This window comes from Blastococcus sp. SYSU DS0533, from assembly GCF_054050775.1.
Genome location: NZ_JBJGZZ010000002.1, coordinates 48,499 through 62,720, shown reverse-complemented (window position 1 = coordinate 62,720; position 14,222 = coordinate 48,499). Strand labels below are relative to the sequence as shown.

The window sequence follows — 14,222 nt, the reverse complement described above, 5'->3', positions numbered from 1 at the left end:
GGCGGCCCCGCCGCGCTCAGCCGGTGAAGGCCCGGGTCTCGCCGAGCCGCTCGGGGGTGACCGTCTTCAGCCGGGCGACCGCACGCGCCAGCGGGACCAGCTCGATCTCCGTGCCGCGCAGCGCCACCATCTGGCCGGTGCGGCCCTCGTGCGCGGCGATCGTGGCGTGCAGCCCGAAGCGGGTGGCCAGCACGCGGTCGAAGGACGTCGGCGTCCCCCCGCGCTGCACGTGCCCCAGGACGGTCGCCCGCACCTCCTTGCCGGTGCGCCGCTCCAGCTCCTCGCCCAGCTGCTGGGTGACGCCGGTGAAGCGGCGGTGGCCGAACTCGTCGACGCCACCGCGCCGGAACGCCATCTGACCGGGCAGCGGCTCGGCCCCCTCGGCGACGACCCCGATGACGTGCGAGTCGCCGCGGGCGAAGCGTTCGCAGACCAGCCGGACGACCTCGTCGACGTCGAACGGCTCCTCGGGCACCAGGGTCAGGTGGGCGCCGGCGGCCAGCCCGGCGTGCAGGGCGATCCACCCGGCGTGCCGGCCCATCACCTCGACCAGCAGCACCCGCTGGTGGGACTCCGCGGTGGTGTGCAGGCGGTCGATGAGCTCGGTGGCGATGCTGACCGCGGTGTCGAACCCGAACGTGAGGTCGGTGCAGTCGATGTCGTTGTCGATCGTCTTGGGGATCCCGACCACGGGCACCCCGGCCTCCGACAGCAGGTGCGCCGCGGTGAGCGTGCCCTCGCCCCCGATGGGGATCAGCACGTCGATCCCGTGCTCGTCGAGCGTGCACTTCATCTCGTCGATGCCCGCGTGCAGCTTCTCCGGCGCGACCCGGGCCGACCCCAGGGTCGTGCCGCCGCGGGTGAGCAGCCCGTCGACGGCGGCCACGTCCAGCGGCGTCGAGCGGTTCTCCAGGAGCCCCCGCCAGCCGTCGCGGAAGCCCACCACCTCGCTGCCGTAGTGGGCACCGGCGGTGCGCACCACCGATCGGATGACGGCGTTAAGGCCGGGGCAGTCCCCGCCTCCGGTCAGCAGTCCGATGCGCACCGGCTGGCTCCTCGCGCTCGTGGGCCGGGTCGGCCCGACCATACGTCATGACGTCTAGACGACCGCGGAGGACGTGGGGCGCGGCGCGGGCCCCCGGGACGCCGTCGGCGCGGCGTGCCCGCCGGTCACCGGTCCGGGCGGAAGGGGTTCCGGCCGGGCCGGAAGAGCGTCTCCTGGGTGAAGCTCGCGGCGAGCGCCCCACCGGCCGTGGTGATCGACCCGGTGTACCAGCCCCGGCCACCCGCCACGGTCCGCGGGACCATGTCCATGAGCACCCAGTCGTCCAGCGGGGTGTGCCGGTGGAACCAGACGGCGTGGTCCAGGCTCGGGCCGGGCGCCGCCTCGTCCTCCGGGAGCGCCGAGAGCCCGGTGCCGATGTCCGACAGGTAGGTGAGCACGCAGGCGTGCACCAGCCGGTCCGCGGGCAGCGGCACCGCCGACCGCGCCCAGAAGCGGGTCGGCCAGTGGGCGTCCGGGAACGGCTGCGGCGGCCGGCGGCCCTCCACGGAGAACAGCCGGGGCAGCTCGAACCCCGGCAACCCGGCGGGGAGGTCGACCGCGGGGACCTCCTGCACCTGGTGGTCCGGGCCGGGGCCGGGCACGGAGAACGACGCCGACATGCTGAACACCACCTCGCCGCCCTGGATGGCGACGACCCGCCGGGCCGAGAAGCTGCCGCCGTCGCGGTCGCGGTCGACGCGGAACACGGTGGGGCGGGCGGCGTCCCCGCTGCGCAGGAAGTAGCCGTGCAGCGAGTGCGGCAGCCGGTCGGGGTCCACCGTGCGCCCCGCCGCGTACAGCGCCTGCGCCGCCACCTGCCCCCCGTAGAGCGGGAAGGGATCGGCGAACAGCAGCGTGCTGCGGTAGAGGTCGCGGTCGATCTCCTCCAGCGCCAGCACGTCCAGTACGGTCGGAGCTGCCTGGCCGCCGTCGGCCCCCGTTGCCACCCGGGGAACATAGCCGCAGGTCCCCGCGGCACCCGGCGGCCCCCGCCCCGCGCGGGAGGGCCCGCGGCCGGGCTCGGTACGTTCGTCCCGGCCCTCCCCGCCCACCGGGGACGACGGCACGGTCGGTCACAGCGGTCGCCCGGGCGACGGAGCGGAGCAGCGATGAGCGAGCCACGGCGGGACGGCGACGGGCGACCGCGCCGCAAGAAGGCCGTCCGGTCGGGAGAGGTCGTCCGGACCTCGTGGATCACCCCGCACATGGTCCGGGTCGTACTCGGCGGCGAGGGCCTGGCCGGGTTCCCCGAGGGCGAGTTCACCGACCGGTACGTCAAGCTGCTGTTCCCGCCCCCGGGCGCCTCCTACGCCGTCCCCTACGACCCCGACCAGGTGCGCGCGGAGCTGCCCGCCGAGGAGTGGCCGGTCACCCGCACGTACACGGTGCGGGCCTGGGACGCGGCGGCCGGGGAGCTGACCATCGACTTCGTGCACCACGGCGACGAGGGGCTGGCGGGACCGTGGGCGGCCGCGGCGCGCCCCGGTGACCGCATCCAGTTCATGGGTCCCGGGGGCGCCTACGCCCCCCGGTCCGACGCCGACTGGCACCTGCTGGCCGGTGACGAGAGCGCGCTGCCCGCGATCGCCGCCGCCCTCGACCGGTTGGCTCCCGGCGCGCGAGCGCTGGTCTTCGTCGAGGTGGCCGGCCCCGAGGAGGAGCAGGGCGACCTCGCCGTGGGCCGGGGCGTCGAGCTCCGCTGGCTCCACCGCGGGAGCTCCGCGCCCGGGGACGTGCTGGTCGGCGCCGTGCGCGCCGCCGAGCTGCCGCCGGGCGACGGCCATGTGTTCGTGCACGGCGAGGCCCATGCCGTCCGGGAGCTCCGCCGCCATCTGCGGGCCGCACGCGGCCTGGACCCGGAGTGGACCTCGATCTCCGGCTACTGGCGCCGCGGCGACACCGAGGACCGTTGGCAGTCGGGCAAGCGCGAGTGGAACGCCGCCATCGAGGCCGAGGACGCCGCGATCGCCCGCTGACCGTCACAGGATCGTCGTGCCTGCGGCGGCCGCCGGCGGGTAGCCGGGGTCCACGCCGTCCGACGCGCAGCTGACGACCGCCACCCGGAATGCGCTCCTGCGCCTGGCCCGCGAGCGCGGGGTCCCCGGCCGCAGCCACACGTCCGAGGGAGAGCTGGTCGCCGCGCTCTGCGAGCGCGAGGAGCCGGCACCGGCGCGGGAGACCGAGCTCCGGTTCTCCATGGGCACCGAGCCCTGGGCCCCCACCGGCCGGGCTCGGTGGAGGACCTGGTGCGCCGCGCCGACGAGCGGATGTACGCCGACGAGCAGTCCCGCACCGACCGCTACGTGAACCCGATCCCGGTGCCGGCCACGGCCTGATCCCGGAAGGGTGCCGCCGGGGGCCCTCGGCGGCATCGACGTCGGCTACCGCTGGTCCCCCACCTCGTCCCGCGGGACGTCGCCGGGGAACCCCTCGAGGTCACGCGGGCGCGGCGGGGCGTCCTTCCGGAAGGTCGCCTCCACCCGCTGGAAGCCCTTGTACCGCTCGCTGCGCGCGTACCCGGTGTAGGCGCGGACGTCGGCCCGGGTCAGCTCCACGTCGTCGGTGAAGGGGGTGAGCAGCGACCGCGGGTAGAGGCGCCGGTGCCGGACGACGTTGATCTCCGCGGCCAGCACGACGACGAGCGCCTGCAGGTAGATCCAGACGACGAGCCCAAGGATCACGCCGAAGACCCCGTAGACGTCGCTCGACCGCGTCACGTACGTGCCGAAGTAGTAGGTCCCCAGCACGTGCAGCAGCTCCCAGAGCACCGCGGCGATGGCGGCCCCCACCGCGACGTTGCGCCAGTCCAGCCGGCGGGCGGTGAGCACCTGGTAGAGCACCAGGAAGATCCCCACGTTGATCGCCAGACCGGTCAGCGTGCCGACCCCGGTGACCAGCGGCCCCGGCACCGGGAGCATGTCCGGGAAACCTTGCACGAAGGCGGTGAGCGCCGTCGACAGGATCGCGGCCAGCCCGAGGACCAGGACGAGCAGCAGGCTGCGCAGCCGCGAGACGAGGGGGTTGGGCTGGGCGAAGCGGGGGACGGCGTAGATCCGGTTGAGGGCCGCCTGCGCCGCCTGCATCACGCCCAGCCCGCCGTAGAGGCTGCCCAGCACGCCGATGACCAGAGCCGCACCGCTGCCGCGGAACGTGCCGATGTTCTCGACCAGCGCCGGCCCCAGCAGGGGGAAGTCCGACAGCGCCGACTCCAGGATCTGCTGCTGCAGCGCCGGGTCGCCCTGCAGCAGGAACCCCAGCACCGAGGTCAGCACCAGCAGCAACGGGAACAGCGAGACGAACCCGTAGTAGGTGATCAGGGCGGCCAGGTGCGGGCCGCGGTCGTCGACGAACTTGTAGACCACCGCCAGCGGGAACCCCACCGCGGGATGCCTGGTCTGGAACGCGTCCAGCCGTGCGACGACCCCCATGCGTGCACCTCCTCCCGGGTCGGCGGCTACCCGCAACGACTCCTCGCACGCACCGCCGAGGCCGGACACCGGGACCCGCCGGGGGGTAGGAAGGGCGTATGACGCAGCCGTTCCCCACCGTCGCCGAGCTCGTCGCGGAGGAGCAGGAGCTCCAGCTCACCTCGTTCACCAACGAGGACGCCTGGGTGCTCGGGTGCGCGCTGGTGGCGGCCGCGCGGCGCGACGCCGCCCCGGTCGCCGTCGAGATCGCCCGCAACGGTCACCGGCTGTTCTCGGTGGCGCTGCCCGGGGCGACCCCCGACAACGCCTCCTGGATCGAGCGGAAGTCCCGGGTCGTGCACCGGTTCGGGCGCAGCTCGTTGCACGTCCGCCAGGACAGCATCGAGCGCGGCACCACCTTCGAGGCCGAGTTCGGGCTGGATCCGCAGCTCTACGCAGCGCACGGCGGGGCGTTCCCGCTGCTGGTCCGTGACGTCGGCCCGGTGGGCGTCGTCGCCGTCTCCGGGCTCCCCCAGCTGGAGGACCACCGGATGGTCACCAGCGTGCTGGCCGAGCACCTCGGGCGCTGAGCGGACCCCCTCCCCCGGTGTGGCGCAGCAAACCGACCGGATCGGTCGGGTCGCCTACCGAATCGGTTGGTGAGCCGTACCCTGGTCGCCGTGGCACGACCGTTCCGGCAGCAGGTCGACGAGGGCATCCTGGACCAGGCTGCCGGCCTCTTCGCGCGCCGCGGCTTCACCAAGACGTCGCTCCAGGACGTCGCGGACGCCGTCGGCCTGTCCAAGGCGGGACTGCTGCACCACTACGCGAGCAAGGACACCCTGTACCGCTCCGTGCTCGGCCAGGCCGCGCTCCTCGGGGAGCGCGTGCTCTCCTCCGTCGGCGAGCTCCCGCTCGGGCCGGAGCGCGACCGGCGGGCGCTCGAGGTGCTCGTCGACGTGGCGCTCGCGCACCCGGGGGTGGTCGCGCTGCTCCTGGCGCCGATCACCCAGGGCGATCCCGGCTACCAGGCCGCGGAGGTCGAGGCCGCCGGCGCGGCCGCGCTGCGGGCCTTCGGCGTCGAGCCCGGCACGCCCCCCACGGAACGGGCCATCCGGGTCCTGGGTGCGCTGACGGCCCTGGCGGTGCTCAGCCTCACCGCGCACCAGCAGGACGACGCGACGACGTGGCGCCCCGCGATCGTCGCCACCTGCTTCGACGCGCTCGGCCACGGCGGGTCCGGCGCCGCTCTTCCCGTTCCCCACCAGGTGGAGGCCTGATCCCGCATGGCTGTCTCGTTGTCCCGACTCGGCGCCCTCGCGCACCGGCGCCGGCTCCCGGTGATCCTGGTCTGGCTGGTGGTCCTCGTCGTCGGCGGGGCAGGCGCGGCCACCCTCGCCGGTGAGACGTCCGACGCCTTCAACATCCCCGGTCAGGAGTCGACCACCGCGCTGGAGCGGATCGACGAGGAGTTCGGCAGCGCCGGTGGGGCCTCGGCCCGGGTGGTGGTCGCCGCGCCCGAAGGGGAGACGTTGACGACCCCGGAGAACGCCGCGACCATCCAGCGACTGGTCGCCCAACTGGGCGGGCTGCCCGGTGTCGCGGCGGCGAGCAACCCGCTGGACCCCGCCGCACCCGCGGTCAACGCCGAGCAGACCACCGCCTACAGCACGGTGACCTTCGCCAGCGGACTGGGCGAGGTGACCCCGGAGCAGCGCGATGCGCTGCTGGAGGCGGTCGAGGCGGCCGGGGACGGACCGCTGACCATCGAGGTGACCGGCCAGGCGATCCAGGAGCCGCCGCACGTCGGCGGCCCCGCCGAGGTCATCGGCGTCGTCGTCGCGCTCGTCGTCCTCGCGGTGACGTACGGGTCGCTCGTCACGGCCGGCATGAACCTGCTGACCGCCGTCGTGGGGGTCGGCATCGGTGTACTCGGCGTCACCATCGCGACCGGCTTCGCCGAGCTCTCCTCGACCACCCCGATCCTCGCGGCGATGCTGGGCCTCGCGGTCGGCATCGACTACGCGCTGTTCATCGTGACCCGGTTCCGGCAGGAGCTGCGGCACGGGTCACCCGTGGGCACCGCGATCAGCACTGCCGTCGGCACCGCCGGCTCGGCGGTGGTCACCGCCGGGCTGACCGTCGTCATCGCCCTGCTCGGGCTCTCGGTCGTCGGCATCCCCTTCCTGACCCAGATGGGCATCGCCGCGGCCGCGACGATCGTCGTCGCCGTCCTCGTGGCGATCACCCTGGTGCCTGCGGCGCTGAGCTTCCTGGGGCGCCGGGCGCTTCCCCGCCGGCACCGGGCCGTCACGGACCCCGCCGCCTCCCCCTGGGTGGAGCAGGAGGGCACCGCGGACCGCGGCTTCCTCGCCGGCTGGGTCGCCACGGTGACCCGCCACCGCGTGGTCTCGCTGCTGCTGACCGTGGTGGTGCTGGGCGTCATCGCCGTCCCGTTCTTCTCCATGCGCACCACGCTGGTGCAGGAGCCGGCCGAGGAGTCCACGGCCGCCCGCGCCGACCAGCTGCTCGCCGAGGGCTTCGGCGAGGGTTTCCTCGGCCCGCTGACCATCCTGCTCGAGGGCGACGGGGCCCCGGAGGCCGCCGCCTCGGCCAGCGCCGCGATCGCCGAGGTCGACGACGTCGCACTGGTGACGCCGCCGACGCCGAACGCCGACGGCACCGCAGCACTGCTCAACGTCATCCCCGGGTCGGGGCCGGCCACGGCCGAGACCGAGCAGCTCGTCGAGGACCTGCGCGCCGAGCTCGCCGGCCTCGACGGGGTGGAGGCGTCGGTCACCGGGGCCACCGCGGTGAGCGTCGACGTCGCGGAGAGCCTCAACGAGGCGCTGCCGGTCTACCTGCTGCTCGTCGTCGGTCTGGCGCTGGTGCTGCTGGTCCTGGTCTTCCGCTCGCTGCTCGTGCCGCTGGTCGGCGTCCTCGGCTTCGTGCTGACCGTGGGCGCGTCGCTCGGCGCGGCCGTCGCGGTGTTCCAGTGGGGGTGGCTGGCCGACCTGGTCGCCCTCGAGGTGACCGGGCCGCTGATCAGCCTGACGCCGATCCTGGTGATCGGCATCCTCTTCGGCCTGGCGATGGACTACCAGATCTTCCTGGTCGCCCGGATGCACGAGGCGCACAGCCACGGCGTCGCGCCCTTGGAGGCGATCCGCACCGGGTTCCGGCAGGCGGCACCGGTCGTCGTCGCCGCCGCGCTGATCATGTTCTCAGTCTTCGCCGGCTTCGTGCCGGCGGGCGAGCCCACGATCAAGTCGATCGCGTTCGCGCTGGCCGCGGGCATCCTGTTCGACGCCTTCCTGGTGCGGATGGTGCTGGTGCCCGCCGCGCTGGCGCTGTTGGGTCACCGGGCCTGGTGGCTCCCGCGCTGGCTGCAGTGGCTGCCCGCGCTCGACGTCGAGGGCGCCGCGCTGGAGAAGTCCGGCCCCGCGCAGGACCGGGAGGTGGTCGGCGCCGCCGCCCGCTAGCCACCGCCACTTCCCGAACGGCCCGCCTGCCCGTGCAGGCGGGTCGTTCGCACTCCCCGTCACGCCTGCGCCGGTGGGACGAGTCCTGTCGGGGACGACCGCCCTGCCCATGACGCGGTTCGACCCGGAGGACCACACCCGCCATCGGCGACGAGCTTCTCGGAGACCTGCCCGCGTCCGATCAGGCCGTCAGCGGACCTGTGGACAGGCTTTTCACCTGCGTTTTCGTGTCGTAGTCGTCGGTGGCCGGCGATAGCATTCGTACATGCGTTCGACAAGTGCGGCCGATGCGGTGGCCCGGCTGGCCGCGGCGCTGGACGACCTGGCCGGCGAACGGCTCGACGGGGCGTTCGGGCCGCAGCTGATCGAACGCCTGCGCCCGCTGCTGGTCGCCGGCAACCGGCTGGCCGCCGAGGTCGCCCGCACCGTCGGCCAGACCGAGCTCGCCGGGACCGCCGAGCACGACGGGCAGAAGACCATGGCGTCCTGGGTGCGCGGGCACGCCCGTTTCTCCCCGGCGGCCGCCTCCCGGCTGGTCGCCGCCGGGCGGGCGCTGGAGGCGCTGCCGGCGTCGCCGCCGCGGCCGGCACCGGCGCGGTGCCGCTCGAGGCGCTCGCCGAGATCGCCCCGGCGGTCGCCCCGGCCAAGCTGGCCGCCGCCCACGCCCAGGGCGTGGACCTGGCCGGGGTCGACGAGGCGCTCGCCGACAACGCCCTGGCCGCCGGGCACCTGCCGCTGCCGCGTACCCACACACCGCACGTCGTGGTCCGGGTCGACCTCGCCGACCTCATCGACCCCGCCACCGGCCCCGGGGCGGCGACCCTCGGCTTCGGGGCCACCATCTCCGCCGCCCGCGCCCGCTGGCTGGCCTGCGACGGCGGCATCACCCGCATCGTCATCGGCCCCGAAGGCCAGCCCCTGGACCTGGGCCGCACCCACCGCGTCGTCCCACCCCACCTGCGCCGCGCCGTGGAAGCCCGCGACCGCGGCTGCGTCTTCACCGGCTGCCACGCCCCCACCCACTGATGCGACGTGCACCACCTGGTGCACTGGGCCGACGGCGGGGACCTCGCTGGAGAACTCAAGGCTGCTCTGCGAACACCACCACACCGAGGTCCACCACGGATTTCGCATCGAACGCCAACCCGACGGCCGATGGCACACCTGGCGGCCCGACGGCACCGAGATCCTCGTCCTCCCCCGAACCACGACCGAACCCGCCCGGAGCCGGGCCGGCTGAACCGCTGCCGCCCCCCGCGGGCATGGATCGATGACGCTCGGTGTTGGCTCAGGTGACGACGCGGCTCGGCAGAGGCGCGCACCTGCCCCCGAGCCACTCGAGGATCACGCTTGCCCGAGCACCACCCCCAGTCCACGACCACCCGCCGGCGGAACCGTTCCGCCACCCGCTCCGCCGCCGCGCTCGGCACCGAACGGACCGTCCGCGAGGAGTCGCCCGCCCCCGTCCGTGGCACCGACCGCACCTCCGCGCAGGAGGAGCAGCGCACCTCGGCCCACGCCGCCCCCGACAGCAGCCGCGAGGGGAAGCGCCCCACAGCCCGCGAGACCGAACGCGCGGCTGCCCGTGCGGAGCAGCGCGCCGCCGCCCGCGAGACCGACCGCATCGCCGCCCGCGAGGAGAAGCGCGCCCAGCAGAGCTGGGTGGAAGGCGCGGAACCGGAGCTCCCCACCCGCGCCACCCGCCCGGAGGAGGTCGTCTTCCACCTCGGCCCGACCAACTCCGGCAAGACCTACGAGTCGCTCCAGGCGCTGGCCGCGACGGGCTCCGGCGTCTACGCCGCCCCGCTCCGGCAGCTCGCGCACGAGGCGTACGCCAAGCTCTCGGCCCAGCTGCCCGAGGGAACCGTGGGTCTGTCGACGGGCGAGGAGGAGATCGACCCGTTCGCGCCCATCGTCTGCTGCACCGTGGAGAAGGCCCCCGACCGCGGCGAGATGCTGGTGCTCGACGAGGCCCACTGGGTCACCGACCCCGACCGCGGCCACCACTGGGCACGGCTCCTGCTCACCGGCGAGTACCGGAGCATGCACCTCATCTCCGCCGCCGAGGCCTACCTCGTGCTCAAGCCGCTCGTCTCCGACGCCGAGCACGTCGAGGTCGTCAACCACAAGCGGCTGTCCCGGCTCGACGTCCTCCGCGCGCCGGTGCGGCCGGCGAACGTGCGGCCGCAGACCCTGGTCGTCGCCTTCTCCCGCAAGGCCGTCTACGCGGTCGCCGCCGAGCTCGACCAGCACCGCCCGGGCAAGGTCGGCGTCCTCTACGGGGCGCTGCCCCCGGCCACCCGGCGCGAGGTGATCGAACGGTTCACCAGCGGTGAGCTCGACGTCCTGGTCACCACCGACGTCATCGGCCACGGCATCAACGTGCCCGCCACCACCGTGCTCTTCGCCGAGACGACCAAGTTCGACGGCCAGGAGATGCGCCCGCTCCGCACGTGGGAGGCCGCCCAGATCGCCGGGCGGGCCGGGCGCTACGGCCTCACCGGCCACGGCGCCGCCGGCATCCTGATCGGGGTCAGCGGCCTCAAGCCGGTGGCGGCGCTGGTCGGCGCCGGCGCCGCCGTCGCCCGGGGCGACGAGATGAGCGACCTGCCCAAGCGCGCACCGCGGCTGCGGCCGGAGCTCGAGGACCTCGGCGCCTTCGAGGCCGTCGACCTCCCCGAGGCGCTGGTGCGCTGGATGGCGTGGGCCCGGGCCGCCACCCGCGACCAGGCGATGACGGCCGACGACGTCACGAGCCTCGTGCTCCGGGTGCACGCCCTGCTCCCGCTGCTGCGAGGGCCGCTGGGCGCAGCCGGTGACCTGAACACCGTGTGGCGGCTCGTCAACCTCGCGATCGACTACAACCCGCCCCGGCGCACCCGCTGGCTGGTGCTCGCCCGCGCCGCCCTGCAGCACGCGGTCGGCCTCCCGGTCCCGCCGGAGACGGTCCTGCCCGACGTCCCGCGCGGAGGAACCGTTGAGGAGTACGAGCAGGCCGCGGCGGCCGCCCGGGACGCCCAGACCCTGCTGCGCCAGTTCCCCGGCGTCGCCGGCCTGGACAGCGAGGACGCCGCCTGGGTCGAGGAGGAGTGCGCCGAGATGATCACCGAGTTGCTCCCCGACGCCATCGCGCTGGGCCGGTCCGGGAAGTGCGTGGAGTGCGGCAACGCGATCGCGCCCTGGTTCACCACCTGCCGCCCCTGCAGCGCGCCGGGCGGCCGGCGCGAGAGCCAGCGCGAGCGCCGCCCCGCCGGCGGTGGCCGGCGGACCGCGGGCCGGGCCGCGGGGCGCGCGCTCGGCGGGCGGCAGGGCGGCCCCCGCGGACGGTCTCGCCGCGGCTGATCAGCCGGGCCGTCCGCTCCCGTCCTCCGCACCCGTCCCCTCCGGGAACCACAGGACCCGCTGCGGGAAGGGGATGGAGATGCCTGCGTCGTCCAGCGCCGACTTGACCGCGAGGGCGACCGCGCTCCGCACCCGCCACCGGCTGGCGATGTCGGCCGGGTGCCAGTAGCGGACGGCGACGTTGACGGAGGAGTCCGCGAACTCCTCCACCCAGACCTCGGGCGGCGGGCTCGCCTGCACCTCGGCGGCCCCTCGGCAGGCGGTCAGGATCACCTGCCGGGCCCGCTCGAGGTCGGCGTCGTAGGGCAGGCCGACCGTCAGCGAGGTGCGGCTCGACGGCGTCCGGGTGTAGTTGACGATCGGCTGCTTGAGCACCTCCGCGTTCGGCAGGTACACGACCAGACCGTCGTAGGTGTTCAGCACCGTGGTGCGCAGGTTGACGTCCTCGACGGTTCCCTCGTGGTCGCCGCTGCCGATCTGCTCGCCCACCCGGAACGGACGGCGCACCTGCAGAAGGACCCCGGCGATGAAGTTCTGCAGGATGTCCTGCGCGGCGAAGGCGATCGCGATCCCGCCCACGCCCAGCGCCCCCACCAGGGGGCCGATGCGCACACCGAGCAGGTCCAGGGCGTAGACGGCGGCGAGGGCCCCGATCACGACACCCGCGAAGCGGCCGACCACGAGGCCGACGTGACGGCTGCCCTCGCGGTCGATCGCTCGGACCATCCCCCGGCGGACGACGGCGGCCAGCACGATGCCCAGGACGAGGACGACGAGCGCCTGGGCGCCTTCCTGCCACGAGATGGGATCGGTGACGACGGGGTCCTCGCCGGCCATGGGCAAGGTGAGGTGCGCTCCGGACACCCCCGGAGGCTAGGCAGGGTGCCCGTTTCCTGCCCACCGGCAGGACGTCGGCGGGTCGGGTAGCCACACATCTGGCCAATCGGACGAGACGGTTTCGTACGGGTTCTGCCAGTGCCGATCCGGCACGGGCTCCGTAACGTCACATCCAGCAAGCAGGCCGTACCGGTCCGTCACCACGCCTGCCAGATCGTCCACCGAGGAGCTTCCCGTGCCTTCCTTCTCCCGCCCCGTGCTCACCCTGGTCCCCGGCTCCGCCACCGCGAGCGCGGACCGCACCGCCGTCGACGCCTTGACCGCGTTCGCGCCGCTCGATGCCGCCTGGGCGGCCCCGGTGGAGTCCGACGACTCCTGGCGGCTCGACGCCCTGTGCGCCGAGACCGACCCGGAGGCCTTCTTCCCGGAGAAGGGCGGGTCCACCCGGGACGCCAAGCGGGTGTGCACCGGCTGCCCGGTGCGCGCCGAGTGCCTGGAGTTCGCCCTCGCGAACGACGAGCGCTTCGGCATCTGGGGCGGTCTCTCGGAGCGCGAGCGCCGGCGGGTCCGGCTGCAGCGCCGCGACACCATCAGCGCCTGATCGTCCCCGGCCGGCCGCCCGGCGGGCTCGTACCCTCGAGAGCGTGACCTCCGCGCCGGCCCGGACCGTGTCCCTGGACGACCGCTTCGCGCGGGAGCTCCCTGAGCTGGCGGTCCCCTGGCGGGCCGACGAGGCACCCGATCCCCGGCTGCTGCTGCTCAACGAGCCGCTGGCCGCCGAGCTGGGCCTCGACGCCGCCGCGCTCCGCGGCCACGACGGCGTCCGGCTGCTGGTCGGCGCCCTCGTCCCCGAGGGGGCCACACCCGTGGCGCAGGCCTACGCCGGGCACCAGTTCGGCGGCTTCACCCCGCGACTGGGTGACGGCCGGGCGCTGCTGCTCGGCGAGCTCACCAGCGCCGACGGCGCGCTGCGCGACCTGCACCTCAAGGGATCGGGCCGCACGCCCTTCGCCCGCGGGGGTGACGGCCTGGCCGCGGTGGGCCCGATGCTGCGCGAGTACATCGTCAGCGAGGCCATGCACGCCCTCGGCATCCCGACGACCCGAGCCCTGGCCGTGGTGGCGACCGGCCGTGCGGTGCACCGCGAGACGCTGCTGCCCGGCGCCGTCCTCGCCCGCGTCGCCTCCAGCCACCTGCGTGTCGGCACCTTCCAGTACGCCACGGTGCTCGGCGACGTCGACCTGCTGCGGCGCCTCGCCGGCCACGCCATCGCCCGCCACCACCCGCAGGCGGCCGGCGCCGGGAACCCCTACCTCGCCCTCTTCGACGCGGTCGTGACCGCCCAGGCCGAGCTGGTCGCGCGCTGGATGCTCGTCGGCTTCGTGCACGGCGTGATGAACACCGACAACACGACCATCTCCGGCGAGACGATCGACTACGGCCCCTGCGCCTTCCTCGACGCCTACGACCCGGCCACCGTCTACAGCTCGATCGACCACAGCGGGCGGTACGCCTACGGCAACCAGCCGGTGGTCGCCGAGTGGAACCTGGCCCGGCTGGCCGAGGCACTGCTCCCGCTGCTGTCGGCCGACCAGGAGCAGGCGGTCTCCCTGGCCGTCGAGTCGCTGCGCGGCTTCGCCCCCCGGTACCAGGCCGCCTGGACCGAGGGCGTGCGCGCGAAGCTGGGCCTGCCGGCCGGTGCCGACGAGGCGGTCGTCCGGGAGCTGGCCGAGGAGCTGCTCGCCCTGCTCGCCCGCGACCACGTCGACCTCACCTCGGCCTTCCGGGCCCTGGGCGCCGCTGCCCGGGGCGACGTCGAGCGCCTGCGCCTGCTCTTCCTCGACCTGGCCGGCATCGACAGCTGGCTGGACCGCTGGCGCGCCTCCGGTCCCGACGCCGACGGCATGGACCGCGTCAACCCCGCCTACATCCCCCGCAACCACCTCGTCGAAGAGGCGCTGGAGGCGGTGATGGAGGGGGACCTCGCGCCGATCGGCCGGCTGCTGGAGGCCGTCACCGCCCCCTTCGACGAGCGGCCGGGGCTGGAGCGCTACGCGGCGCCCGCGCCGCAGGACTTCGGGGCGTACCGCACCTTCTGCGGCACCTGAG

General features: G+C 74.7%; 13 protein-coding genes. 8 read left to right on the top strand and 5 right to left on the bottom strand.

What is annotated here, in order from left to right; all coding sequences use genetic code 11:
- Nucleotides 1–16: 16 nt before the first annotated feature.
- Both ACI79W_RS03395 and ACI79W_RS03390 read right to left on the bottom strand, forming a co-directional pair.
- Nucleotides 17–1,045, bottom strand: coding sequence for an ATP-dependent 6-phosphofructokinase (locus ACI79W_RS03395; RefSeq protein WP_456560667.1), 1,029 nt, complete (start codon nt 1,043–1,045; stop codon nt 17–19).
- 125 nt (nt 1,046–1,170) lie between these two features.
- Nucleotides 1,171–1,992, bottom strand: coding sequence for an acyl-CoA thioesterase (locus tag ACI79W_RS03390; RefSeq protein WP_456560666.1), 822 nt, complete (start codon nt 1,990–1,992; stop codon nt 1,171–1,173).
- Between the two features lie 162 nt (nt 1,993–2,154).
- On the opposite strand from ACI79W_RS03390, the gene ACI79W_RS03385 reads away from it, so the two are divergent.
- Nucleotides 2,155–3,021: a siderophore-interacting protein gene (locus tag ACI79W_RS03385; RefSeq protein ID WP_456560665.1), complete on the top strand. Its 867-nt coding sequence runs from the start codon at nt 2,155–2,157 to the stop codon at nt 3,019–3,021.
- A gap of 405 nt (nt 3,022–3,426) precedes the next feature.
- Here the strand turns inward: ACI79W_RS03385 and ACI79W_RS03380 are convergent, their stop codons facing one another.
- Nucleotides 3,427–4,473: a YihY/virulence factor BrkB family protein gene (locus ACI79W_RS03380; RefSeq protein WP_456560664.1), complete on the bottom strand. Its 1,047-nt coding sequence runs from the start codon at nt 4,471–4,473 to the stop codon at nt 3,427–3,429.
- A gap of 98 nt (nt 4,474–4,571) precedes the next feature.
- Here ACI79W_RS03380 and ACI79W_RS03375 point away from each other — a divergent pair, with 98 nt between their 5' ends.
- From ACI79W_RS03375 to ACI79W_RS03365, 3 genes are all read left to right on the top strand, one after another.
- Nucleotides 4,572–5,042 (top strand): heme-degrading domain-containing protein, encoded by a 471-nt coding sequence (locus tag ACI79W_RS03375; protein ID WP_456560663.1) that lies wholly within the window; start codon nt 4,572–4,574, stop codon nt 5,040–5,042.
- A 90-nt stretch (nt 5,043–5,132) separates the two neighbouring features.
- Nucleotides 5,133–5,732, top strand: a complete 600-nt coding sequence (locus ACI79W_RS03370; RefSeq protein WP_456560662.1) for a TetR/AcrR family transcriptional regulator — start codon at nt 5,133–5,135, stop codon at nt 5,730–5,732.
- Between the two features lie 6 nt (nt 5,733–5,738).
- Entirely contained in the window at nt 5,739–7,934 is a 2,196-nt protein-coding gene (locus tag ACI79W_RS03365; RefSeq protein WP_456560661.1) for an MMPL family transporter, read from the top strand.
- 181 nt (nt 7,935–8,115) lie between these two features.
- Here the strand turns inward: ACI79W_RS03365 and ACI79W_RS03360 are convergent, their stop codons facing one another.
- A complete protein-coding gene (locus ACI79W_RS03360; RefSeq protein WP_456560660.1) occupies nt 8,116–8,436 on the bottom strand; it encodes a hypothetical protein in 321 nt (106 codons plus the stop codon).
- Between the two features lie 95 nt (nt 8,437–8,531).
- Between ACI79W_RS03360 and ACI79W_RS03355 the strand changes: the two genes are divergently transcribed.
- Together ACI79W_RS03355 and ACI79W_RS03350 are read left to right on the top strand one after the other, a co-directional pair.
- Entirely contained in the window at nt 8,532–8,960 is a 429-nt protein-coding gene (locus tag ACI79W_RS03355) for a DUF222 domain-containing protein (RefSeq protein WP_456560659.1), read from the top strand.
- A gap of 324 nt (nt 8,961–9,284) precedes the next feature.
- Nucleotides 9,285–11,276, top strand: coding sequence for a helicase-related protein (locus ACI79W_RS03350; RefSeq protein ID WP_456560658.1), 1,992 nt, complete (start codon nt 9,285–9,287; stop codon nt 11,274–11,276).
- Here the strand turns inward: ACI79W_RS03350 and ACI79W_RS03345 are convergent, their stop codons facing one another.
- Nucleotides 11,277–12,140 (bottom strand): mechanosensitive ion channel family protein, encoded by an 864-nt coding sequence (locus tag ACI79W_RS03345; RefSeq protein ID WP_456560657.1) that lies wholly within the window; start codon nt 12,138–12,140, stop codon nt 11,277–11,279.
- Between the two features lie 208 nt (nt 12,141–12,348).
- Here ACI79W_RS03345 and ACI79W_RS03340 point away from each other — a divergent pair, with 208 nt between their 5' ends.
- Both ACI79W_RS03340 and ACI79W_RS03335 read left to right on the top strand, forming a co-directional pair.
- Complete coding sequence (locus ACI79W_RS03340) at nt 12,349–12,714, top strand: WhiB family transcriptional regulator (RefSeq protein ID WP_456560656.1); 366 nt, start codon at nt 12,349–12,351, stop codon at nt 12,712–12,714.
- 43 nt (nt 12,715–12,757) lie between these two features.
- On the top strand, nt 12,758–14,221 hold the full coding sequence (locus tag ACI79W_RS03335; protein ID WP_456560655.1) for a protein adenylyltransferase SelO: 1,464 nt from the start codon (nt 12,758–12,760) through the stop codon (nt 14,219–14,221).
- The last annotated feature ends 1 nt before the right edge of the window (nt 14,222 follow it).